General features: G+C 62.1%; 21 protein-coding genes. 8 read left to right on the forward strand and 13 right to left on the reverse strand.

The features are described from left to right. Window position 1 precedes the first annotated feature (1 nt). The 5 genes from ACFWXH_RS25215 to ACFWXH_RS25235 all read right to left on the reverse strand — a co-directional run bounded on the left by ACFWXH_RS25215 (window position 2) and on the right by ACFWXH_RS25235 (window position 5,046). The gene (locus tag ACFWXH_RS25215; RefSeq protein WP_379124050.1) at window positions 2–748 is read right to left on the reverse strand and encodes a sugar phosphate isomerase/epimerase family protein; all 747 of its coding nucleotides are present in this window, start codon (window positions 746–748) and stop codon (window positions 2–4) included. 50 nt (window positions 749–798) lie between these two features. Beyond that, a complete protein-coding gene (locus ACFWXH_RS25220; RefSeq protein ID WP_379124051.1) occupies window positions 799–1,893 on the reverse strand; it encodes an ABC transporter ATP-binding protein in 1,095 nt (364 codons plus the stop codon). A 2-nt stretch (window positions 1,894–1,895) separates the two neighbouring features. Beyond that, entirely contained in the window at window positions 1,896–2,801 is a 906-nt protein-coding gene (locus ACFWXH_RS25225) for a carbohydrate ABC transporter permease (protein ID WP_054309638.1), read from the reverse strand. A gap of 2 nt (window positions 2,802–2,803) precedes the next feature. Then, entirely contained in the window at window positions 2,804–3,694 is an 891-nt protein-coding gene (locus ACFWXH_RS25230) for a carbohydrate ABC transporter permease (protein WP_379124414.1), read from the reverse strand. Window positions 3,695–3,807: 113 nt separating this feature from the next. After that, entirely contained in the window at window positions 3,808–5,046 is a 1,239-nt protein-coding gene (locus tag ACFWXH_RS25235; RefSeq protein ID WP_379124052.1) for an ABC transporter substrate-binding protein, read from the reverse strand. A gap of 344 nt (window positions 5,047–5,390) precedes the next feature. On the opposite strand from ACFWXH_RS25235, the gene ACFWXH_RS25240 reads away from it, so the two are divergent. Then, window positions 5,391–6,431: a LacI family transcriptional regulator gene (locus ACFWXH_RS25240; protein WP_379124053.1), complete on the forward strand. Its 1,041-nt coding sequence runs from the start codon at window positions 5,391–5,393 to the stop codon at window positions 6,429–6,431. 42 nt (window positions 6,432–6,473) lie between these two features. Here the strand turns inward: ACFWXH_RS25240 and ACFWXH_RS25245 are convergent, their stop codons facing one another. The 7 genes from ACFWXH_RS25245 to ACFWXH_RS25275 form a co-directional block, all read right to left on the reverse strand. Then, a complete protein-coding gene (locus ACFWXH_RS25245) occupies window positions 6,474–7,730 on the reverse strand; it encodes a S41 family peptidase (RefSeq protein WP_379124054.1) in 1,257 nt (418 codons plus the stop codon). 107 nt (window positions 7,731–7,837) lie between these two features. Further along, the gene (gndA, locus tag ACFWXH_RS25250; protein WP_379124055.1) at window positions 7,838–9,253 is read right to left on the reverse strand and encodes an NADP-dependent phosphogluconate dehydrogenase; all 1,416 of its coding nucleotides are present in this window, start codon (window positions 9,251–9,253) and stop codon (window positions 7,838–7,840) included. Window positions 9,254–9,466: 213 nt separating this feature from the next. Further along, window positions 9,467–11,089 (reverse strand): copper resistance CopC/CopD family protein, encoded by a 1,623-nt coding sequence (locus ACFWXH_RS25255; RefSeq protein WP_379124056.1) that lies wholly within the window; start codon window positions 11,087–11,089, stop codon window positions 9,467–9,469. Between the two features lie 52 nt (window positions 11,090–11,141). After that, entirely contained in the window at window positions 11,142–11,663 is a 522-nt protein-coding gene (locus ACFWXH_RS25260; RefSeq protein ID WP_379124057.1) for a YcnI family protein, read from the reverse strand. Window positions 11,664–11,682: 19 nt separating this feature from the next. Next, window positions 11,683–12,222 carry a copper chaperone PCu(A)C gene (locus ACFWXH_RS25265; RefSeq protein ID WP_379124058.1) on the reverse strand — a complete coding sequence of 180 codons (540 nt, stop codon included), beginning with the start codon at window positions 12,220–12,222 and terminating at the stop codon, window positions 11,683–11,685. A gap of 97 nt (window positions 12,223–12,319) precedes the next feature. Further along, a complete protein-coding gene (locus ACFWXH_RS25270) occupies window positions 12,320–12,679 on the reverse strand; it encodes a DUF2946 family protein (RefSeq protein ID WP_379124059.1) in 360 nt (119 codons plus the stop codon). Window positions 12,680–12,812: 133 nt separating this feature from the next. Further along, on the reverse strand, window positions 12,813–13,748 hold the full coding sequence (locus tag ACFWXH_RS25275; protein ID WP_379124060.1) for an FCD domain-containing protein: 936 nt from the start codon (window positions 13,746–13,748) through the stop codon (window positions 12,813–12,815). Between the two features lie 154 nt (window positions 13,749–13,902). On the opposite strand from ACFWXH_RS25275, the gene ACFWXH_RS25280 reads away from it, so the two are divergent. The 6 genes from ACFWXH_RS25280 to ACFWXH_RS25305 all read left to right on the forward strand — a co-directional run bounded on the left by ACFWXH_RS25280 (window position 13,903) and on the right by ACFWXH_RS25305 (window position 20,909). Then, the gene (locus ACFWXH_RS25280; protein WP_379124061.1) at window positions 13,903–15,408 is read left to right on the forward strand and encodes a UxaA family hydrolase; all 1,506 of its coding nucleotides are present in this window, start codon (window positions 13,903–13,905) and stop codon (window positions 15,406–15,408) included. A gap of 52 nt (window positions 15,409–15,460) precedes the next feature. Further along, window positions 15,461–16,477: an aldo/keto reductase gene (locus ACFWXH_RS25285; protein ID WP_054309627.1), complete on the forward strand. Its 1,017-nt coding sequence runs from the start codon at window positions 15,461–15,463 to the stop codon at window positions 16,475–16,477. A 43-nt stretch (window positions 16,478–16,520) separates the two neighbouring features. Beyond that, window positions 16,521–16,958, forward strand: a complete 438-nt coding sequence (locus ACFWXH_RS25290) for an RbsD/FucU family protein (RefSeq protein ID WP_379124062.1) — start codon at window positions 16,521–16,523, stop codon at window positions 16,956–16,958. Window positions 16,959–17,200: 242 nt separating this feature from the next. Then, window positions 17,201–18,196, forward strand: coding sequence for an ABC transporter substrate-binding protein (locus ACFWXH_RS25295; RefSeq protein WP_379124063.1), 996 nt, complete (start codon window positions 17,201–17,203; stop codon window positions 18,194–18,196). A gap of 194 nt (window positions 18,197–18,390) precedes the next feature. Continuing rightward, the gene (locus tag ACFWXH_RS25300) at window positions 18,391–19,944 is read left to right on the forward strand and encodes a sugar ABC transporter ATP-binding protein (protein WP_379124064.1); all 1,554 of its coding nucleotides are present in this window, start codon (window positions 18,391–18,393) and stop codon (window positions 19,942–19,944) included. Continuing rightward, complete coding sequence (locus tag ACFWXH_RS25305) at window positions 19,941–20,909, forward strand: ABC transporter permease (protein WP_379124065.1); 969 nt, start codon at window positions 19,941–19,943, stop codon at window positions 20,907–20,909. Before ACFWXH_RS25300 ends, ACFWXH_RS25305 begins: the two co-directional genes overlap by 4 nt. A 55-nt stretch (window positions 20,910–20,964) precedes the next feature. On the opposite strand, the gene ACFWXH_RS25310 is transcribed toward ACFWXH_RS25305, so the two are convergent. Further along, window positions 20,965–22,260 (reverse strand): amidase, encoded by a 1,296-nt coding sequence (locus ACFWXH_RS25310; protein WP_379124066.1) that lies wholly within the window; start codon window positions 22,258–22,260, stop codon window positions 20,965–20,967. 245 nt (window positions 22,261–22,505) lie between these two features. Here ACFWXH_RS25310 and ACFWXH_RS25315 point away from each other — a divergent pair, with 245 nt between their 5' ends. Then, complete coding sequence (locus ACFWXH_RS25315) at window positions 22,506–24,116, forward strand: ABC transporter substrate-binding protein (RefSeq protein ID WP_379124067.1); 1,611 nt, start codon at window positions 22,506–22,508, stop codon at window positions 24,114–24,116. Window positions 24,117–24,118 lie beyond the last annotated feature (2 nt).

Below are 24,118 nucleotides of genomic sequence, written 5' to 3' on the forward strand. Positions count from 1 at the left end.
CCTAGAAAGTCCTGGCTGCCTCGATCGACCGGCGCGCGAAGCGCTCGATGTCGTTCGGGTTGTCCTGTTCCATGATGAAATATTTAGCGTCGCTGCGCTCACGCAGCACCTTGGCCAGCTTCGGCCAGTCGATGGTGCCGTGGCCGACATCCGACCAGCCGTCCTCGTCCAGACCCTGACCGGCCTTGGCGATATCCTTGACATGGACAGCCACAATGCGGCGGCCGTGCCGTTCGATCCAGGGCAGCGGATCGGCACCGCCGCGCACCACCCAGGCGACATCCATCTCCCAGCCTATGTCAGGCGCCGCCGACAAGATATGTTCCTGCGGGATCGAGCCGTCCGGCAGCGTCTTGAACTCGAAATCGTGGTTGTGCCAGGCAAAGCCGTAGCCAGCCTTCTTCGCCGTCTCGCCAACCTTGGCCAGCCGCTCGCCGAAACCGCGCCAGCCGGCAGCGTCCGTCGGGCGTGCCTCCGCAACCAGATAGGGGCAGATCAGGAGCCCGATGCCGAACGCATCGGCTGTTCTGCGCACGCTGTCAAAATCGGTCTCCAGCGCCTCGATCGAGAAATGCCCGGTCGGCATGGCGAGCTTGTTCTTGTCGAGCTCCGCGCGGAAGGCCTTCGGATCGTCATAGACGCCGCCGAAACCTTCGACCTGAGCATAGCCGAGACTGCCCAGCAGTTTCAGCACCTTGTCCCAGGGCTGAAAGTTGCGGGCACTGTAAAGTTGAAATGACCAGTCCATTCTATCTGTCCATTCTGCTTGGGGCTGCTTGGTGGGGATTCCTTTGGCTGTCACAGCCGATTGCCGTCTTCGCCGAATAGCGAGGCACGCATGGGGTCGAAGCCGATCTCGACCTGGCTGCCGATCTGGGGGGCACGCTCGGAAGGCATGCGTACCGAAAGGCTTTGCGCCCCTAACCGCACCCAGACCAGCGTGTCGGAACCCATTGGCTCGACGACATCGACGGTGGCCTTCGCCGAAAACGGCCAGCCGGAGCCGGAATTGAGGCCGATATGTTCCGGTCGAACGCCGAACACCGCCGGTCCGGCAACCGGTTGCTTGTCGAAGTCGTAAGTTGAAAGCCGGATGCTCAGGTCACCGGTTCCGAAGCGCCAGCTGCCATCGCTCTCTTCCAGCCTGCCGTCGACGAAATTCATGCCGGGCGATCCGATGAAGCCTGCGACGAAGCGGTTGACCGGACGGCTGTAGATCGCCTGCGGCGCGTCCAGTTGCTGGATCACACCGCCACGCATGACGGCGATGCGGTCGGCCAGCGTCATCGCCTCGATCTGGTCGTGGGTGACATAGATCATGGTGTTGGCAAGCCGCTGATGCAGCCGCTTGATCTCGACGCGCAATTCCGAGCGCAGCTTGGCGTCCAGATTGGACAGCGGTTCGTCGAACAGGAAGACATCGACATCACGCACCAGGGCCCGGCCGATCGCCACGCGCTGGCGCTGGCCGCCGGAAAGCGCTGCCGGCTTACGCTGCAGGAGTGGCTCGATCTGCAGGATCTCGGCTGCGCGCGCGATCCGCTTGCCAATCTCCTCCTTCGGCGTCCCCGCCACCTTCAGGCCGAAGGACAGGTTCTTCTCCACGCTCATCTGCGGATAGAGTGCATAGGACTGGAACACCATGCCGATGCCGCGGTCCTTGGGTTCTTCCCAAGTGACGTTCTTGCCCTTGATGAAGATGCGCCCGTCGGAAATATCGAGCAGGCCGGCGATGCAGTTGAGCAGTGTGGACTTGCCACAACCGGACGGCCCGAGCAGCACGATGAACTCGCCCTCCGCAATGTCTAGGTTGAGCGACTGCAACACCGAGACCATGCCGAAATTGAGCGTCAGGTCCTGAATTGAGACGCTGGTATTGACGGTCGCGCTCATGCTCACCCTTTCACCGCGCCGGCGGCGATGCCGCGCACGAACAGTTTGCCGGAGATGAAATAGACGACGAGGGGCACGAGGCCGGTCAGCAGCGTGGCTGCCATGTTGACGTTGTATTCCTTCACGCCCTGCACGGAATTGACGATGTTGTTGAGCTGCACCGTCATCGGATAAGTGTCTGGGCGCGTGTAGACGACGCCGAACAGGAAGTCGTTCCAGATGCCGGTGATCTGCAGGATCACGGCGACAACGAAGATCGGCACCGACATCGGCAGCATGATGCGCAGGTAGATGCTCCAGAAGCCGGCGCCATCGACACGTGCGGCCTTGAACAGTTCCTCCGGCAGTGACGCGAAATAGTTGCGGAACAGAAGCGTCAGGATCGGCATGCCGAAGATCGAATGCACGATGACCAACCCTGTCAGGCTGCCATAAAGCCCGATCTCGCGAAGGATGATGACGATCGGGTAGAGCATCACCTGATAGGGGATGAAGGCGCCGATGATGAGGATGGTGAAGAACAGTTCCGAGCCCTTGAAGCGCCAGTTGGCAAGCGCATAGCCATTCACCGAGGCGATCGCGATCGACAGGATCACCGACGGCACGGTGATGCGCACCGAGTTCCAGAAACCACGCGAAAGCCCGTCGCAATTCAGCCCGGTGCAAGCCGTCGCCCAAGCCTTCACCCAAGGTTCGAAGGTGATTTCCAGCGGCGGGGAAAAGATATTGCCGAGCCTTACCTCTGGCATGCCCTTCAGGGACGTGACCACCATCACGTAGAGCGGCAGCAGATAGTAGACAGCGACCACGAACAGCGTGCCGTAGATGAAGATGTTGCGCTTCGAGAAGCGATGGCGTGGCTTCGGCCCGCGTGGGCCGTCTGCGGCAAGCGTCTGCGACATCGCCATCGTCAGCGCCTCCGCCCGAATTCGAGATAGGCCCAGGGCACGATGATGATGGCAACCGACAGCAGCATCATCGTCGAGGCGGCAAAACCCTGGCCGAGATTCTGGGCGAAGAACATGTAGTCGTAGACATATTTGGCCGGCACCTCGGAGGCGATGCCAGGGCCGCCACTGGTCTGCGCCACCACGAGGTCATAGACCTTGACGATGCCCGCGGCGATGATGACCAGCGTGGTGACCAGCACCGGCCGCATCATCGGCAGGACGATGAAGAGATAGGTTCTCCAGGCCGGAATGCCGTCTACCCGCGCGGCCTTCCAGATGTCCTCGTCGATGCCGCGCAAACCCGCCAGCATCAGGCACATCACGAAACCGGTGCCCTGCCACAACGCCGCGATCAGCACGCCATAGATGACGATGCTGGAATTGTAGAGGGGATCGAAAGCGAAGCTTTCCCAACCCAGCGAGCGCACCACCGCTTGCACACCGAAATCAGGGTTAAGCAGCCATTGCCAGACCACGCCGGTGACGACGAAGGAAAGCGCGAAGGGGTAGAGGAAGATGGTGCGGAACGTGTCTTCGAAGCGGATTTTCTGGTCGAGCAGCGCCGCCAGCACGAAGCCGATCACCAGGGAGAAGATCAATGACAGGATGCCGTAAATGGCAAGGTTCTCGATCGACACCAGCCAGCGCGGCGTTGCCCACAATCGCTCATACTGGTCGAGGCCGACGAATTTGAGCCGCGGCAACAACCGCGAATTGGTGAAGGAATAGAGCACGGTCCACAACGTGCCGCCGACGAACACCACCAACGCGGTGAGGATCATCGGCACCGAGGCGATCTTGGCGCTGAGGTTGCGGAACAGTCTGCTTGGGCGCTTGGCTGCACTGGTCATGGTGGAGGCCACGCGTTAGCCCTCCGGGAATTCCGGCCCTGTCAAGCACATGGCAGGACCGGAACCCGGGAGGATCGGGTGAAACAGGATCAAGATCAGGACAAGGTCCTAATCTAGTCGGCGCTGGAGATGATGTCGGCGAAGCGCTTCTGCGCATCCTCGACAGTCAGGTCCGGCTTGGCGAAGAATTCGGAGAACAGGTCCTCCTTCTGCTTCTGCGTATCCTGCGACAGCAGCTGATCCGTCCATGGGATCACGGTGCCCTTGGCGAGGATGTCGAGACCCTTCTTCATGCAGTCATTGGCGGAGTTGAGATCGACATCGCCACGCACCGGCAGCGAACCCTTCTTCAGATTGAAGGCAACCTGCGTCTTGGGATCGAGCAGCGTTTCAGCAAGCACTTCCTGCGCCTTGGCCTTCTCGGCATCCTTGAGCAGCGGGAAATAGAAGGCATCGCCACCCGTAGCGAGGGCATTGCTCATGCCAAGGCCGGGCAGACAGGTGTAATCCTTGCCGGCAACCTTGCCGGCCACCTGGAACTCGCCTTGAGCCCAGTCGCCCATGATCTGTCCGCCGGCCTTGCCGGTGATGACCATGTTGGTGGCCTGGTTCCAATCCTGCACATTGGTGCCCTTGGACATCTTGCGGGCATCGTCGGCCGCCTTGAACACCTTGGCGATCTCGGCTCCGCCGGCGAACTCGCCATCCTTGTCCTTGTAGACCTTGAGGAAGGCATCCGTACCGCCGACCGCCAGCAGGAGCACGTCGAAGGCGCCCGAGGCCTGCCAGGGCTGGCCACCCACGGCGAGCGGCACGATGCCGGCCTTTTCCAGTGCCGGCGCCGCCGCCACATATTCGTCCCAGGTCTTCGGCACAGCCACGCCGGCCTTGGCGAAGGCTTCGTTGGAGAGCCACAGCCATTGCCAGGAGTGGATGTTGACAGGCACGCAATAGATCTTGCCGTCGATGGTGCAGGAATCGAGCAGCCCCTTCGGGCGCACGACTTCCGTCCACTTGCTCTTGGTGGCGATGTCGGTGAGGTCGCGCATCAATCCGGCCTGCACCAGCTCCTCGGCCTGACGGCCATGGTTGAACTGCGTGGCGCCCATCGGATCGCCACCGGTGATGCGTGAAATCATGATGGGGCGCGCCGTGCCGCCGGAGCCGGCGATGGCACCATCCACCCATTTGTTCCCGGTAGCATCGAAGGCCTTGGCGAGCTCGGCGACGGCAGCAGCCTCGCCGCCCGACGTCCACCAGTGCGTGACTTCCAGATCCGTCGCGTAAGCGGCTCCGGCGAAGCCAAGAGCCGTCCCAGCCGCCAGCACGGCAGCCTTCAAAGTGCGTCGCATTCCGATTCCTCCCAAAATCTGAAACGTTACAGATTTTGGATACGGCAATTGCGCCTATGTGGCAATCCCCAATCAACAGCCGGGTCAAAATATTTTCGAAGCTCGACAAAATAGAGGGCCGGAACTCCTAGGAATGCAAAATTGTCCATATTGCGCTGCAAAATCGGTCACTGCGGTGCAAAATGCCGGAATTCGAGACGCGCCTCCCCTTACCGACCAAAGGTTGGGCTGGAGAATCTGTAACGTTTCAGTATATTGCATAGCGAAGGCGCAGACAGCGTACCCGGCGAATTCAGTCATTGTCCCCGCGGGGACAGGCTGATATGCGCGCTGCGGGCAGGGTTATGGACAAGTCGAGCAACAACACGGGCGAGGAAGAAGCGGAGGCCGGCAGGCCGACGCTGAAGACGCTTGCCTTCATGACCGGCCTCGGCGTCACCACCGTCTCGCGGGCCTTGAAAGACGCTCCCGAAATCGGCGCCGAGACGCGCAAGCGCGTGCAGCTCGTCGCGCGCCAGATCGGCTACCGGCCGAACCGGGCCGGCGTACGCCTGCGCACAGGCAAGACCAACGTCATCTCCGTCGTACTCAATACCACCGAACAGATCGGCGGCTTCCTGTCCGATTTCATCTACGGCATTTCAGAACGGCTTGCGGCGACGCCCTACCATCTGGTCGTCGCCCCCTATTCCCACAACAACGATCCTATGGAGCCGATCCGTTATGTGGTCGAAACCGGCTCCGCCGACGGCATCATCATCTCGCGCACCGAACCGAACGATCCGCGCGTGCGCTATCTGACCGAGCGTGGCTTTCCTTTCGCCGCGCATGGCCGCACGGCGATGGGCATCGAGCACGCCTATCATGATTTCGACAACGAGACCTTCGCACGACTGGCCGTCCGCCGGCTGGCGGAACTCGGCCGCAGGCGTCTCGCGCTTCTGGCGCCACCGCCTGCCCTCACCTACCACCAGCATATGCGCGGCGGCTTCCTCGACGAGTTGGACCGGCACGGACAGAGCGAGGCTCCGTTCTCGTCCGTCAGCAGCGACAACATCATCGACGACATCCGCCGCCACACCATCGAACTGATGCGACGGACAGGCCGGCCCGACGGCATCATTTGCGGCGCAGGTGGCCCGGCCTTCGCGCTCATCGCCGGCATCGAGGCGGCGGGCTTCAAGCTTGGGCGCGATGTCGACCTCGTCGCCAAGGAACCTTTCAACCTGCTGCAGCTGGTTCGTCCCGAAATCCATGTCGTCGAGGAAGATTTCAGGCTCGCCGGACGCGATCTGGCCACAGCGGTGCTCAGCAGCATTAGCGACAGATCGGCACCCCCGATGCAGCGCCTGGTAGTACCGGCCGAGGTCATCGCTCCGCGATAATCTCCGCCGTCAGAAAGGTCAGGCCGGAACGAGGCCGCTCGCTCAATTTGCCACTGCCGAATCTATCGCGGAGCAGGGTCTCTGCTGTGGATAGGGACGCCAAGAGGTGATGCTGGAGAGCTCTCTTGCCATCAGCTCCACAGCGAGGTCCAGTTGTGGATCAGCTCCCATTGCATAGGGAATTGGTGCCTCCACAGCGATGTCCGGCACGACACCCTTGCCCTCTAGAACTTCGCCATCGACGCGAACCGTTCCGACCGCCAGCATCAGGAGACTTTTGTCCGGAAGCAGATAACCTCTGCCACCGAGCACCACCCCTGCTGTTTTTTTGCCAATCACGGCAAAGCCACGCTTTTTGATCGCACAGGCCAGTACCTCGCCATTGCTGCGCGTTCCTTCGTCGACGAGGACAACGATGGGTCTGCGCCAGGCCTCTTGCCACCCGAAGGTTTGACCATCGCGCGTGGTTATCGTGATGTCGGAAAAATCCTCCATCAGCATCGCCGGAAGCTCACTCGATAAGCCTCCCCAGCGCCCCCGCAAATCGAGGATCAGACCTTGAGCACCGCTCAAAACACCGTCGCGCAGCATCGCTTCCACGGTGTCTTTCGTCTGCCTCGAAGCGAGTGTCCAAATTCGGACATAACCAATGTCATGGCCGCGGTTTTCGATAATGCGACCACTGGCTCTGATTGCGTCGAAGTACATTCGAACCGGCGAGATTGAAGCGACTGTTACCGGTATGTTCATGGGCCGGCTGTTGACGGCGCGCCTCACGGTGACGACCACCGTTTTCCCCGCCCGTCCTTCGAAAGATCCAACTTCGTCGAATGGCTTTCCGTCGACCGTTACGATTTCGTCGCCGACGAGAATGCCCGCTTTCTTTGCCGCCGCCCCATCATAGACACGAGTGACAAATCGCCTATCGTCGATGATGGCAGTATTGATCCCGATACCGTCATAGGTAACTTCGCCGTCCGGGGGGAAAATCAGGCGATTGACCCCTCGCCATGGTCCGAAAATATCGGCCACTTCATAATAATCAATGGTTCCAGGTAAGAACCGATGTGTGTGGGACGCCTTCAGCTCGATCAAAGCCTTGTCGATATCGGCGTTTGTTGGGTGCTTTCCTGTAAAAGAAGGAAAGTCTACTGATTTGTAAAAATCCCTCTCGACGAGTTCTTCGATCTTCGTGGCCACCTCATCAGCCACGAGCTCTTCTGCGGTCTTGCTCTGGGCCTGCGCCGTCATTGCCCAGCAAATGACAGCCGCAGCCGACAGAAACCACCTCACGCGCATATGCCCCTCCAGCCCGGAACCAGCGGACGGCATCCAAACACGAACGGCCGCGTGGCGCCACTTTTTCAGCGATCGCCGCGTTTCGAACTGACGCTATCTGAAAAACCTCAGCCCTGCCCCCATGGCCCGTGGAAAGCACCTTTTTCGCCAATGCGCTCAAAGCCATGCGCACCGAAGAAATCGCGCTGCGCCTGGATGAGATTGGAGGTTCCCCGGCCCTGGCGATAGCTGTCGAAATAAGCGAGCGCCGACGACAGCGCCGGAACCGGCGAGCCGGCTTCCATGGCCAGCGCCACCACGCGCCGCAAAGCCGGGTGCGCCTCCTGCATCATTTTCACGAAATCCGGAGCCATCAAAAGATTGGTCGTAGCGGCGCCGGCCCCAAAGGCCTCGGCCATCGTGTCCAGCATCTGTGAACGGATGATGCAGCCGGCGCGCCAGATCTTGGCAATCGTCGGCATGGGCAGGTTCCAATCGAATTCCTTCGACGCGCCGGTCATCACGGCGAAGCCTTGCGCATAGGCCGCGATCTTGCCCGCGAACAGCGCCAGTTCCAGCTGCTTGAGCAGCGCGTCACGCGGAGCCGTGATGCGCGCCACTCCATCGCCATAGACCTTCTCCGCCGCCAGCCGTTCGTCCCTGAGCGACGACAGCACGCGGGCAGCCACCGCCGCCTCGATGGCGGTCGCTGGAATGCCGAGCTGCTGCGCTTCGATCACCGACCACTTGCCGGTGCCCTTCTGGCCGGCACGGTCGAGGATGATGTCGACCACCGGCTTGCCGGTCTTGGCATCGTCGGCCTTCAGCACCTCGGCGGTGATCTCGATCAGGTAGGAATTCAACCGGCCCTTGTTCCATTCGGCGAAGACCGGCGCGATTTCCTTGGGTGCCATGCCGAGCCCATCGCGCAGGATGCCGTAGATCTCGGCGATCATCTGCATATCGGCATATTCGATGCCGTTGTGGATGGTCTTGACGAAATGACCCGCCCCATCAGGGCCGAGCCAGGCCGCACAGGGCTCACCCTTGAACTTGGCCGAGATCGCGGTAAGCACGCTTTCGATCCGGTGCCAGGACTCCTCCTTGCCGCCGACCATGATCGACGGACCGTGACGCGCCCCCTCTTCACCGCCAGAAACGCCCATGCCGATGAAGGTCAGGCCCGAACCCTCCAACTCCTTGAAACGACGCATCGTATCGCGGAAATTGGCGTTACCGGCATCTATGATGATGTCGTTGGCGGCAAGTTCTCCGCGCAGCGCCGCGATCTGCTCGTCCACGGGGGTGCCGGCCAGCACCATGATGATGATCGGCCGCGGCGGACGGATGGCGGCGGCAAGATCGGCAAGGCTCTCGCAAGGCACGATGCGGCTGGCGAGATCGCCGGCCTTGGCCACGAAATCGTCGGTTCGCGACGGCGTACGATTGTACACCGCGATGCGATGGCCCTTCTCGGCAATGTTGAGGGCGAGGTTTGACCCCATCGTACCGAGGCCAATCAGGCCGATTTCGGCTTTTTCCATGCTGTCGTTCCTGTCTGCGAATACCGGCTAGCGCCGTAAAGCCGGCATGATTGGCCTTCGGAACCCGCTTCGTCAACAAGTGTCGCTATCTGCCCAGCGGAAATTTCAATCGATTAGTGCGTATTGGGTTTCGCGTAAGGATGAGCCCCCGGAAGTGCAGACGCGGCCGATTGTTCGAACCTCAACACGCCCGAAGCCATGCCTGCACAAACGTCAGGGCCGGATATCGATGGGGCCTTCCAGCTTCACCATTTCGAAGTCCGAAACCAGAATGTCGAGCCGCACCGTCCAACGCCCGGGGAACGGGATGACCAGACCGTCGACCAGCCATGTGCCGTCACCGGGCTTTGCCGCGATACGTTTCAACGGCTCTATGCTCGTCTCAGGCTTCGAAAGCACCAATGTCACTTCCTTGGCATCGAGTGGTCCGAAATCGCCGGTCATCAGCATGATGCTGGCTGACACCGACCCGGCTCGGCCAGGCGTCACGGTGAGATCGGCCATGGCGTCCAATGTCATCATATGCGTCGAGGCGGGCTCGGCAGCGGCAATCGCCAGAGCACGGGGCGGCGGCGTGAAGCGCCAGCCGGCGGCAACGCCGAAGATCACCAGCACGATCACGGTCTCCACCGCAATCGAACGCACCAGCCGGCGCCCCGCCGCAGTCTGCCCGGCTTCCGCGGGACGTGTCAGCACCCAGCGATTGGTTGCGGCGAGAGCGAACAGTCCGACCACAAGCGCGAGCTTTGCCAGCAGCAGCCGGCCGTAGTCGGTGTCGGCCAGCGCCGAAAGCGTTTCCACCTGGATCACAGCAAGCACAGTGCCGGCAATCACAAGGATGCAGACTATCGGCATGATAGCCTTCGAGAAGCGGCGCAGGAATGTTTCCGCGCCCGGCGTCTGGCGGCTCAATGTCACAGCCAGCGGCGTCAGGGCACCGGCCCAGAAGGCAATTCCCACGCCATGGAGGAAGACCATCGGCCGCGTCAGCCATTGCGGTGCGGCGGCACTGGCATGACCGCTGGCGGCAAGTGCCACACCGACCGCGATCAAGGCGACAGCGGCGAACGGCTTGGCATCGGCACGCGGCAGGACGAGCGCCAGAAGACCCAGTCCCAGCGCGATGGCGGCAATCAGCGCCGTCCAGACAAAGCTGGTGCCAAAGGCAGTCTTCCAGACGATCGCTTGCGCGAATTGCTCGAACGGCGCGCCCAGCGCATCGAGCCCTTGCAGGCCGAGTGACACGGGTGCAACGACCAGACCTGCAAACAGCATCGCGAGCACGAAGCGTTCAGCTCCACGCCCCTCGCCTGCCAACCAGGTCAGGGCGAACGCCCCACCCACGCCCAGGAACAGGCCCAGATAGAGCACGATCTTCGCCGCCCAGATCGCGCAATGCAGCCAGGGATCGGCGATCTCGCCGATTGCCGGCGCGGCACTGATCGAGCCTACCGAAAACAAAAGCGAACCGCCGACCGGATGCCCGTCGGCGGAAATGACCCGCCAGCTCAGCACATGCGTACCGTTGCCGAGCGGTTGTGGACTGTCGATGTCGAGTGTCTGCCCGTCGCTGCGGAATGACGTCAGCCGCTCCTGTGTGCCATCCGGGCGCACAAGGGTGAGCACCAGCGGCGAAACCGGCTCACTGAAACCAAGCGAAAACCGGCTGGGACTTTGTTGCAGCATCGCCCCGTCCGCCGGCTCGGTCTTGACCAGGCTGGCGTGTGCGGAAGCTTGACTAACCCCGAAAACAGCAAGCAGGCCGAACACAACGACAACCGCAGCAGCAAGGCTCTGGAAACCTGCTCGCAGACTGTGGGAAATGAGGTGCTGCATGGACCGGGTACACCTGAGGGGCGGCGCGCCATGACAGGCGCGCCGCAGGTCATTATTTCTTGGGCAGAAGTTTCAGGCCGGGTGCAGGATGCTCGAGCGCATCCTCGTCCTGGCCGGCGGCCGGAATTTCGATCCAGCGGGCGGTGCCGCCACCTTCGCACTCCTGCACGACCGGAAAGCGCAAGGTCTCGCCGGCAGGGAGATCGCCGGTCAGCCGCGCCCGCAGCACGAATTCGTCGTAGAATTCGTCCGGCAGGTTACCGCCGTTCCAGTTGACCTCGGTCACGCCTTCGCTGACCGTCTCGCCCCAAAGGGAATAGGGCTTGGCGTATTTGCCCTTCACCGTCTCCAGCTTCCAATCGGCCTTTGGCATCGGCTTCACGTCGATGACACCTTCCGGGATCTTGATGCGCACGGCAGTGGTCGCCTTGCCATCGCAGCCGTGTGGAACGCGGAAGACCGCCTTGTAGGTGGAATCGACCGCCGCTTCCTGTGTCTCCAGCGAGACGTGGGCAAAGGCTGCCCCCATGCCGGCGCCCACGAAAAGGCCGGCAACAATCATGGTTCTGAACATTGGAGTTCCTCTAAAATCGTCAGTTCGCGTGGTCGCCATGCGCCTTGGGCGCAGCACCACCAACGGCCTCGACATTGAACTCCACCGTGACCGGTCCAGCCTTCTCGAAGGTCAGCGTCGCGGCGAATTTCTCGCCCTGCTTGGGCTGGCGATTGAGGCCGATGAACATCAGATGATAACCGCCGGGCGCGAGTTCCGCCTTGCCGTTGGCCGGGATTTCCAGGCCGCTGTCGAGTTTGCGCATGGTCATGACGCCGTCCTTGACCGACATCTCATGCACCTCGGCTTTCTGCGAAACATCCGAAGCGATCGAGACCAGGCGATCCGGCTCGCCGCCGCTGTTCTTGATGGTGAGGTAGCCGCCGGCCACCTTGGCGCCGGGTGGCGTGGCACGCGACCAGGGATGATCGATCTCGAGATTGCCGACCTTGAATTCATGCGCGAACGCAGCCGGCGCGCCGACAAGCAGAACCGCGAAGGCGGCCGACACAAGGCCAAGCCGTGCGGGGACCGAGTTACCGAAGGAAGACGCGCGCGAAGCGCTGTTGGAAATAGGCATGGGGGTTGCTCCATGGCAGACGCGCCGTTGCCGGACGCGCGGATAAGACGAAGGAGAAAATCGTGGCGCGGCCAGAGGCCAGGCACAACGGCAAAGATCAGGCCGAAGCGGGTGGCGCGCGCGGATTGCCCGGCGACCAGTCATGGCTGAAGCCAACGGCATTGCGAGCAGGGAAGGCCATCAAGAGGCTGGCGGCAAAGGCTAAGCCGTCAAGCAGAAGAGAAGCTTCCGGCGGCGCGCCAAAGGCTGACGAGTACATGTTGCAGCCCAGCACGCAGCACGATTGCTGGTGCTGCTGCGGCTGCTCGCCCGGCGGCAACTGCGCCGCACCGTCATGGGTACAGATGACGTTGCCGAAGGCATCGAGCTGAGCAGGGTTGGGGCCGACACCAGCGGCAAAGGCGCCAAGCGCGGATTGCAGGACGAGCAGCCACGCAACGGCGAGGGCCGTCGGCATGCTCCATCTCCTGCGCCCAGCGATCACGGCGTCGCGCACTCCCTTGCCAGTCCGCAAAGACCTACCACGAGCCAAAGGACCGGCAAACCGTCAAATCGGCGCTGCGGCAACAAGCCCATCGTGAAGCAGGGTGTCAGGCTGTATTCGCGGCAGGCGTTCCAGCGCGTTTCGCCATGACGTTCTGCCGGCCCTCAGGCGTCGAATCGATCAGGGTCTGCCGCGCCGACATCAGATGCTTGCGGCAGGCAGCCTCGACCTTCGCCGCATCGCGCGACTTGAGCGCCGCGATATAAGCGAGATGCTCGGCTACGGCCGTCTCGTTGCGGCTGCGCTGGCCGGCCTTGTTCCACTGGTAGTGGTAGTGGAAGATCATGGCGATGACATCGTAGAAATCGACGATGAAGCGGTTGCGCGAAGCGCTGTGGATCAGTCGGTGGAAGCGCTCGTCCAGTTCCGAAAACTCGGGATAGCGATTGGCGATGTCACGCGCCAGGACATGGTGCTCGGCTTCCAGCCGGTCGAGATCGACCCAGACGGGACTGTCATCGGGCAAGACAGCAAAGGCTGCCGCCGAACGCAACTCGAACATCTCGCGGATGTCGGCCAGTTCCAGCGCGAAGGCATGAGTGAAACCCTTCAGCACCCAATGGCTGTTGCGACGCTTCTCGATCAGGCCGAAGCGGCTGAAGCGGATAAGGAACTCGCGCACGCTGGTGGTGCCGACACCGATTTCGCGTGCCAGCTCCAGTTCGTTGATCTGCATGCCGGCTTCGGCGCCTTCGGCCAGCAGGCGCCGCATGAAGGAGCGCTCGATGATCTGCGACAGCGAGTCGGTTTCCTCCTCCGGGAAGAAGTCGTCTTCCTTCGGTGCACGCAGCACTGTCTTGTCGCGCTTGTCCCAGGCGATCAGCCCGTTTTCAGCCATGCGGGCCAGGATGCCGCGAACCGTTGTGCGACTGACGCCCAGTGTCGCCCCAAGCTCCGGCTCCGAGGGCAGGTTGCTGGTTTCCTCCAGCAGCCGCAGGCAGCGATTATAGGCATCCTTATAGACGTTGTTGCTCTTCGACATCCTGTTCTCTTGGCCTGCGCACCGTTCGCGGAAAGCGCTCTAACCGAAAATGCCAATTGACGCTCAAATGTTTTTTTACGATAAAAGACATTATCGACAGGAATGCCGGTGTCAATCCGGCAAAAGACCCAGGACCGTCCCAGGAACCACCACCGTGACCACCGCCAATTCGATCGTGCTCTCGCCTTCCGACAATGTCGTCGTTGCCAACGGACGGCTGGAGAAAGGCACGGCACTGCCCGGCGGCGCTGCCACAGCGGATGCAATCGAATCCGGACACAAGGTGGCGATCCGGGCCATCCCGGCCGGCTCCGCCGTCGTCAAATACGCGCAGGCGATCGGGCGCGCCACGCAGGACATTGCGGCGGGCCAGCACGTACATTCGCACAATCTGGTCTTCGAGGCCGGCCGCATGCCGGTGGTGCCGCCTTCGGCGCCGCTGGAGGCCACCGAGACGGACAAAGGCCGCACCTTCATGGGTTATCGCCGCGCCGACGGTCGCGCCGGCACCCGCAATTTTGTCGGCATCGTCGCCAGCGTGAACTGTTCGGCCACCGTCTGCCACGCGATCGCCGACGAGGCCAACCGCCGCCTGCTGCCGCTTTATCCCGGCATCGACGGTTTCGTGCCCATCGTGCACGGCCAGGGCTGCGGCATGAGCGCCACCGGCGACGGCATGATGGTTCTGCACCGCACGCTGGCCGGCTACGCGCGCCACCCCAATTTCGGCGGCGTGCTGATGGTGGGGCTGGGTTGCGAGGTCAACCAGCTCACCCTGTATGGCCAGAAAGGCGTTGCCGCCGGCAAGCGGCATTTCAACATCCAGGATGCCGGCGGCTCGCGCAAATCGGTCGAAAAGGCAATGGGCGTGCTGGCCGAGATCGCCGAAGAGGTCGGCAAGCTGCAGCGCGAGCCGATCCCGGTCTCGGAGATCGTCGTCGGCCTGCAATGTGGTGGCTCGGACGGCATGTCCGGCATCACCGCCAATCCGGCGCTGGGGGCTGCGGTCGATCTGCTCGCCGGCGTCGGCGCCATCGGCATCCTCTCGGAAACCACCGAGATCTACGGCGCCGAGCACCTGCTCGCCTATCGCGCCGCCACGCCGGAAATCGCCGACAAGCTCGATCGTCTGATCAAATGGTGGGAAAACCATACCGCCATGCACGGTGCTTCCATCGACAACAACCCCTCGCCCGGCAACAAACGCGGTGGACTGACCACCATCCTCGAAAAATCGCTCGGTGCGGTCGCCAAGGGCGGCCAGACCCCGCTCAACGGTGTCTTTGCCTATGCCGAGAAAGTCACCGGCAGTGGCCTCGTCTTCATGGACACGCCGGGCTACGACCCCGTCTCGGCCACCGGCCAGGTGGCGGGCGGCGCCAACGTCATCGTCTTCACCACGGGGCGCGGTTCCTGCTTCGGCAGCCACCCGACCCCTTCGATCAAGGTAGCCACCAACACCACGCTGTTCGAAGCCATGGAAGAAGACATGGACGTCAATTGCGGCGTCATCGCTTCCGGTGACAGGACGATCGCCGAGATGGGCCGTGAGATGTTCGAACTGATCATCGAGACCGCCTCGGGCAAGAAGACCAAGAGCGAGCAGTTCGGCTACGGCGACAACGAGTTCGTGCCTTGGCATCTCGGCGCAACGCTGTAGCTTCGACAAGTCAGCCAACGGCCGGGGAGCGGCCGCGAATGGGAGTGCCTGCATGAAGACCCGCCGTATCGGCAAAACCGCGCTGGAAGTCACCGAGATCAGTTTCGGCGGCGCCTCGCTGGGCAATCTCTATCAGGCTGTTCCCAACAAGGACGCCGAAGCGGTGCTCGACGCAGCCTGGAATTCCGGTATCCGCTATTTCGACACGGCACCCCACTACGGCTTCGGGCTCTCGGAGCGCCGTTTCGGTGATTTCCTGCGCGACAAGCCGCGCGACAGCTATGCACTTTCCACCAAGGTCGGCCGTCTGCTGAAGCCGGCACCGGAACACGAGGTTCCCAATCTCGGTTTCTTCAACCCGCTGCCGTTCAAGCTGGAATATGACTACAGCTATGACGGCATCATGCGCTCGGTCGAGTTCAGCTATGCGCGGCTTGGCCTCAACCGCATCGACATCCTCTATGTGCACGACATCGGTGTCTACACGCACGGCATCGAGCTCACCAAGGCGCATCTCGGCCAGTTGCTGGGCGGCGGCATCAAGGCACTGGAAGAGCTGAAATCGGGCGGGGTCATTTCCGCGTATGGGCTTGGCGTCAACGAAGTGGAGATCTGCGTGGAAGTGATGCGCCGCGCGCCGCTCGACTGCATCCTGCTTGCCGGTCGCTATTCACTGCTTGACCGCTCGGCAGAGGCGGAACTCTTGCCGCTCTGTCATCAAAGCGGCACCACGCTGGTCATCGGCGGCGTCTTCAACTCCGGCATTCTGGCGACAGGCGCAAAGCCCGGCTCGCATTTCGACTATGGCCCGGCTTCGCCGGAAATCCTGTCGAAGGTCTCAGCCATGGACAAGATCGCCGGTCAGGCCGGATACCCGCTGGCTGCGGCCGCGCTGCAGTTCCCCTTGCATGAGAAAGCGGTTTCGACCGTGCTGATCGGTACCGCCAAGGCTTCCAGCCTGACGCGCAATGTGGACCTGCTCAAGATTGACGTTCCCGAGGCGGAATTTGAAAAATACCGTCCTCATACGACTGTCCAGCCGCCGCTGACAGGAGCCGTGCGCGAATGAGATCGGTTGAGCGGAGCGCGAACTCCAGGAAGGATATCGCCTGATGCTGCGCGGCATTCACCCCCTTCTCGGGCCCGATCTGCTGCACGCGCTGCGCAGCATGGGGCACGGCGACGAGATTGTCATCGCCGACGGCAATTTCCCGGCGAGCACACTGGGTCCGAAGGTCGTGCGTGCCGACGGGCTGGGAGGCGAGGCATTGCTGGAAGCGATCCTTACCCACATGCCGCTCGATACTTACGCGCCGGCCTCGGCATTTCGCATGGCGGTTGTCGAAGATCCGGACCGTGTTCCTGAAATATGCCGGTCCTATCAGGCGATCATCGACCGTCTGGCCGGTCCCTTCGTCATCGCTCCCGTCGAGCGGTTCGCCTTCTATGAACGCGCGGCCAAGGCCGCCTACATCGTCGCCTCCGGCGAACGCGTCGCCTATGCGAACATCCTTCTCAAGAAAGGCGTGATCCAGACGGAGCAGGATTGATCGCCAGAGACGCACGGCCAAACAATATGGAATGAATATTCCGTCTTGACCTTATTTTGGAATTGATGCTTCATATCGGAAAGAGAGCAGTGAGGACGACGGAGGAAAGCGCCACACTTGCAAGCGCAGTTGCGATCCATTAAAAATCGTAGTGCTGTTTTTTATCTATAAAGTCCTGATTGGACTTCGCCTATCCAGAAGGGACTCCGCATAATCGACTGGGCGACTTTGGGAGGAAGCCTATGAAATTCGTGAAAAGCATGCTCAACCGCCGCGCTTTCGTGGCGCTCGCCGCCGCTTCCATGCTGGCCGGCGCATTCCAGACGGGGCCGGCCGCCGCTGCCGACACCACCATTCCGATCATCGTGAAGGACACCACCTCCTTCTATTGGCAGATCGTGCTTGCCGGGGCCCGCAAGGCCGGCAAGGACCTCGGCGTCAACGTGCCGGAACTCGGCGCGCAGGCTGAGACCGACGTGAACGGCCAGATCTCGATCCTTGAAAACGCAGTTGCCGGCAATCCGTCCGCTGTCGTCATCTCCCCGACCGAAGCCAAGGCTCTCGGCAAGCCGATCGACGAAGCCGCCAAGAAGGTGAAGATCATCGGCATCGACTCCTCGGCCGACTCCAAGGCCTTCACATCCTTCCTGACCACCGACAACAAGGTCGGTGGCCAGGTTGCGGCCGATGGTCTGGCTGCGGCGATCGGTGCCGCCAATGGTGGCAAGGTCGAAGGCAAGGTGGCGATCATCACTGCGCTTCCAGGCGCCGGCTCGCTTGAGCAGCGCCGCGAGGGCTTCCTCGAACAGGTCAAGGCCAAGTATCCAGGCCTCACGGTGGTCGCCGACAAATACGCTGACGGTCAGGCCACGACCGGCCTCAACATCGCAACCGACTTGATCACTGCCAATCCGGACCTCAAGGGTATCTTCGCCTCGAACCTGATCATGGCGCAGGGTGTCGGCCAGGCGATCGCCGAAAACAACCTCTCCGGCAAGGTCGGACTGATCGGTTTCGACAGCGATGAGAAGCTGATCAAGTTCCTCAATGACGGTGTCATTTCCGGCCTTGTCGTGCAGGACCCGTATCGCATGGGTTATGACGGCATCAAGACCGCGCTCGCGGCCTCCAAGGGCGAGAAGGTCGAAACCTTCGTCGACACCGGCGCCAACCTCGTCACCAAGGAAAACATGAAGGAGCCGAAGATCGACGCGCTCCTCAATCCGAAGCTCAACTGAGCCTCGACAACCAAACGTCTCCGGGGCCGTGTCGGCCCTGGAGATCCTGCCAGGGGTGCCGTCCGTGCCCAGCCTGGCAAAGACATCGCTCTTGCGAGAGCGTTTCCTGAAGCGCGACGGCATGCCTGTCCGGCTCAGGACTCATGCGCTAGGCTGCACGAGCTGTCCAAAGCGTGCCAATCGGGAGGATTGTCATGACATCGGCGACACAGCACCAGCATCCTGCCCCGGAACTCGAACCCGGCAAGGTGATCCTGGAACTGCGCGGCCTGGAGAAGAAGTATCCCGGTACCCATGCCTTGAAGCCGGTGAGCCTCGCTTTCAGGGCTGGCGAAATCCACGCGATCGTCGGCGAGAACGGCGCCGGCAAATCCACGCTCATCAAGCTTCTGACCGGCGTGATGCCGCGCACCTCCGGCGATGTCATCTGGGAAGGTGAACCGGTCGCGCTCGCCACGCCGCATGAAGCGATGGCGCTCGGCATCAACGCGGTGCACCAGGAAGTGGTGTTGTGCCGTCACCTCACCGTTGCCGCCAACATGTTCCTCGGCGAGGAAAACGTCCGCTACGGCCTCCTGCAGCAGCGAGCCATGGTGCGCGACGCACAGAAGATCATCAACGATCTCGGCTTCAACCTGCCCGCCCACGCCATGCTGGGCGACCTCACAATCGGCCAGCAGCAGTTGATCGCCGCTGCCCGCGCTACCGTGCGCGGCACCAAATTCCTGATCTTCGACGAACCGACCGCCTATCTCACCCGCAAGGAGGCCGACCAGCTTTTCGCGCTGATCCGCCGCCTCAAGGCCGAAGGCGTCACCATCATCTACATCAGCCACCGCATGGAAGAAGTGTTCGAACTGGCCGACCGTGTCTCGGTGCTGCGCGACGGCACCTATGTCGGCACCCGCAACATCAAGGAAACCGACGAAGCCGAGTTGGTGCGGCTGATGATCAACCGCTCGATCGAACAGATCTACCACAAGGACGAGTTCCCGATCGGCAAGGCTATCCTGGAAGCCAGGCAGCTTTCCGGCAAGGGTTTCGAGAATGTCTCGATGACCGTGCGCGAAGGCGAGATCGTTGGCCTCTACGGCCTGATCGGCGCCGGCCGCAGCGAATTCGTCACCACGCTCTACGGCCGCCACGCCAAATCCTCCGGCACGGTGTTGTGGGACGGCAAGGAAGTGCACATCCGTTCTGAGCATGATGCGATCAAGCTCGGCATGGCGCTGGCGCCCGAAAGCCGGCGCGACCAGGGGCTTTGTCTCAACCTGCCGGTGGGACTGAACCTCAACCTGCCAATCTACAAGAGTATCAGCAAAGGCCTACTGATCTCCGGCAGTGAAGAGGCAAAGCACGCCGAACAGCAGATTGCCGGCCTGCGCATCAAGACTCCCGGGCGGCATGCGCTGGCTTCCAGCCTGTCAGGCGGCAACCAGCAGAAGATCGTCATCGGCAAATGGCTGAACCACGGTGCCAAGCTGTTCATCTTCGATGAACCGACGGTCGGCGTGGACGTCGGCACCAAGGCTGAAATCTACCGCCTTTTCTCGACGCTCCTATCTCAGGGCGCGGGCATCATCCTGATCTCGTCCTATCTGCCGGAAGTCTATGAACTGGCCGATACGCTGCATGTTTTCCGGCGCGGCAAGCTGGTCGCCACGCATGGCTTCCACACCGCCAGCCACGAAGACATCCTGACCCAGGCGCTCGCCGAAAAACAGGAAAAACCGGGAGGACAATCATGAGCACCGAGGTGATCCCCGCCGAAAAGCCAAAGCGCAACTACAACGCGCTGTTCGGGCTGACGCTGCTGGCATTGCTGGTGCTGTTGTGGGTCCTGCTGTCCTTCTCGACATCCAGCTTCGCCACCGCCAACAACATCTCCAATCTGCTGCGCCAGGGCTCCATGATCGCCATCCTGGCAGTCGGGCAGACCTTCGTCATCATCACCGGCGGCATCGATCTTTCCGTTGGCGCGGTGGTTGGCTTCGCGACCGTGACGACGGCGATGCTGATCAATTCCGGCCTGCCGGTTTTCGTCGCCATCCTGATCACCTTGCTGATCGGCGTCGCCATCGGCCTCTTCCACGGCTTCGGCATCGTCAAGATGGGGCTACCGCCCTTCATCATCACGCTGGCCACATTGACCTCGCTGCGCGGCATCGGCCTTTTGATGACCAACGGCAACTCCATTTCCATCAACAACGATGCCTTCCAGGAATTCTCGCGCGGCTCCTTCGTCGGCGTGCCCAACCTGTTCTGGATGGTCATCCTCGTCGGCGTGCCGGCTTACATCTTCCTGCATCACACGCGCTGGGGTCGCTACCTGTTCTCGGTCGGCTCCAACGCCGAGGCCGCGCGCCTTTCCGGCGTCAATGTCCAGCGTACGATCTACATGGCCTATACGCTGTCGGGCCTCTGTGCGGCCTTCGTCGGCGTGTTGCTCGCGTCCCGCATCGGCATCGGCAACCCCACCCAGGCCGAAGGTTGGGAACTGCAGGCGATCGCCTCGTCGGTCATCGGCGGCACATCGCTGTTCGGCGCCGTCGGTTCGGTGCACGGGCCACTGCTCGGCGCCTTCATCCTGGCCACCATCAACAACGGCGCCAATTTGCTCAACGTCAACGCGTTCTGGCAGCGTGTCATCACCGGCGTGCTGATCATTGTCATCGTCTATTTCGACGGGCTGCGCCGGCGCGGCAGCAAATAAGGGCCCCGATAGAGCGGAAGTGTTCCCGCTCTATCGCCTGCCTTGCAGAACCGGTTCAGGCCTTCAGCAAGGATTCGACCGAAGCCGCGATCGCCAGCAGGCGACGGTCATGGCCATTGCGACCGACCAGCATCAGGCCGGATGGCAAAGCGGTACCTGGCATCGGCAGCGAGATCGCGCACTGGTCGAAATAGTTGAACACCTCGGTGTTGCGCAGCAGCAGCCCTTCCATGCGATCGTCGAATTTCGGGTCTGCCATCACCGCATCGATCAGCGGGGCCGCGACCGGCACGGTCGGCAGCGCCAGCACGTCGAAATCCACCAGCCTGCGATCCATCTCGACGACATGCTCGGCGCGGCTGCGCATGGTGCGGATGTAGATCGGAACCGGCGCCTTGGCGTAACGGGCCAAAGGCACGCTGACGTGCGGATCGACCGGCACGTCCGTACCAGCCTCCAGCCAGTCGGCATGAATGGCGGCACCTTCCATGCCGGCAATCGAACCATATTGGGTGGCCTCATTCATCGCATCGACCAGGTCGTCGATGGCGATGTCGAAAAGGCGCGCGCCGGATCGCTCCAGCTTGCGGATCGCGTCCTCGAAGGCGCGCGCGATCGGCTCTTCGGTGTCGTTGAACAGATCGCCGCGCGGAATGCCGACGCGCAGGCCATCCAGCCGCGCCGGCACGAGTGGTACGGCTTCTTCACCTGCCAAGACCGCGTCGGCCGCCGCGCATTCGGCGACGGTGCGTGCCAGGGGGCCAAGCGAATCCAGCGCGAAGGAAAGCGGAAAGGCGCCTTGCAAAGGCACGCGCCGCGCGGTTGGCTTGAAGCCGACAACGCCGTTCAGCGCCGCCGGGATACGAATCGATCCGCCGGTGTCCGACCCGATCGAAATGGCGCTGGTGCCTTCGGCCACCGACACGCCGGCGCCGGAAGAGGATCCTCCCGGCACACGCTTCGCATCGGCGCCGTTGCCCGGCGTGCCGTAGTGCGGATTGAGGCCAAGCGCCGTGAAGGCGAATTCGGTCATGTTGGTCTTGCCGATGATGACGGCACCGGCCTGACGCAGGCGTTGCACCACCGGCGCGTCTTTCTCCGCCGGCGCGGCGGTGCGGCGAAGCAATGAACCGGCCAGCGTCGGCTCACCACCGACATCGAGCAGATCCTTGATCGAGACGATCTCGCCGTCGAGCGGTCCCAGCGCGATGCCGGCCTTCCGTCGTGCGTCGGCCGCATCGGCGGCCGCGCGAGCCACTTCGGGATAAAGCTTGGTGAACACCTTCTCGTCGGCAACTCGCTCGCCAAGGCGCGAGAGAACAGCTTCGAGACGATCGCGCGCTGAGGACATCGGCATCTCACCTGGCGTTGATGTTCGGACTCCCCTGCTGTCTCATGCGTATCGTCAAATCGCAACGTCTTTGGCCGGCACGACCGCTGGTCCAGCGGATGGAAATTTCACCGCCAGAGCCTTCCGCGCCAAATCCTTCTCTGGCGAAACGGTGGACAAAGGTCATAATCCGCGCCGGTGGAACAGGCGGCCAAGCCTGTCCGGAATTGTCAGCCCCGCCTGGCGGGTCATTTGGGGGTTCAGTCATGTCGGATTTCAGCCTCACCAGACGTTCGGTGCTATCAGGGGCTGCATTGCTGCTTGCCTCGACCGCCCTCCCAACCATTGGCCGGGCGCAGGAGCCACAGAAGGGTGGACGCTTGACGGTTGCGGCCGACTCCGAGCCGCGCAACCTGAACCCGGCAATAGTCGCGTCCAACGGCGTCTTCTTCATTTCCTCCAAGATCGTCGAACCGCTCGCCGAAGCCGACTATGAAGGCAAGGATGGGCTCAGTCCTCGCCTCGCCGTCAGTTGGGAAGGTTCGGAAGACGGCAAGTCCGTCACCTTCAAGCTGCGCGAAGGCGTGAGCTGGCACGACGGCAAGCCGTTCACCTCGGCCGATGTCGCCTTCTCGGCCTTGCAGATCTGGAAGCCGTTGCAGAACCTCGGCCGTGTCGTCTTCAAGGATCTCGAGGCGGTCGAGACGCCGGACGAACACACCGCTGTCTTCAAGTTTGCCAAGCCGACGCCGTTCCAGCTGATCCGCAACGCATTGCCGGCGCTGACCAGCGTCGTGCCCAGGCACGTCTATGAAAACGGCAAGATCGACGAAAACCCGGCCAACACCGCGCCCATCGGCACCGGTCCGTTCAAGTTCGCCGAACACAAGGCGGGCCAATATTACCGGCTGGAGAAGAACGCGGCCTACTGGGGCAAGAGCGAGCCCTATCTCGACGAAATCGTCTATCAGGTGCTGCCGGATCGCTCCGCAGCCGCCAATGCGCTGGAGGCCGAGGAAATCCAGCTCGCGGCCTTCTCGGCCGTGCCGTTGGCTGACCTCGATCGCATTTCCAAGGTTCCGGGCCTGAAGGTCGTCACCAAAGGCTATGAAGGCCTCACCTATCAGCTCGTCGTGGAAATCAACCACCGCCGCAAGGAACTCGCTGATGTGAAGGTGCGGCAGGCGATCGCCCATGCCATCGACAGGGACTTCGTCGTCAAGACGATCTTCCTCGGCTACGCCGAGACCGCCACCGGACCGGTGCCGAAGAACGACAAGCAGTTCTATACCCCCGACGTGCCGGCCTATGCCTTCGATGTCGCCAAGGCCAACGCCTTGCTCGACGAGGCCGGCTACAAGCCCGGCGCCGACGGCAAGCGCTTCAAGCTCAAACTGCTGCCGGCTCCCTATTTCAACGAAACCAAGCAGTTCGGCGACTATCTGCGCCAAGCGCTCGCGGCCATCGGCATCGATGCCGAGCTCGTCAACAACGACTCTGCCGCGCACATGAAGGCGGTCTATACCGACCACGCCTTCGATCTGGCGGTCGGCCCGCCCGTGTTCCGTGGCGACCCCGCGATCTCCACCACCATCCTGGCGCAGAGCGGCATTCCCGATGGTGTGCCCTTCTCCAACCAGGGCGGCTACAAGAATGCCGACATCGACGCCATCATCGGGAAGGCGGCCGAAACGCTGGATGCCAAGGCGCGCACCGAGCTCTACAAGGAGTTCCAGAAAAAGGTTGTCGAAGACCTGCCCTTCATCAACGTCGCCGATTGGACCTTCATTTCGGTTGCCAGCGACAAGGTGGGCAACATCGCCGACAATCCGCGCTGGGCCGTGTCCAACTGGTCGGACACCTGGCTGGCGCAGTAATC

The sequence above is a fragment of the Mesorhizobium sp. NPDC059054 genome (assembly GCF_042739215.1).
GTDB lineage: Bacteria > Pseudomonadota > Alphaproteobacteria > Rhizobiales > Rhizobiaceae > Mesorhizobium.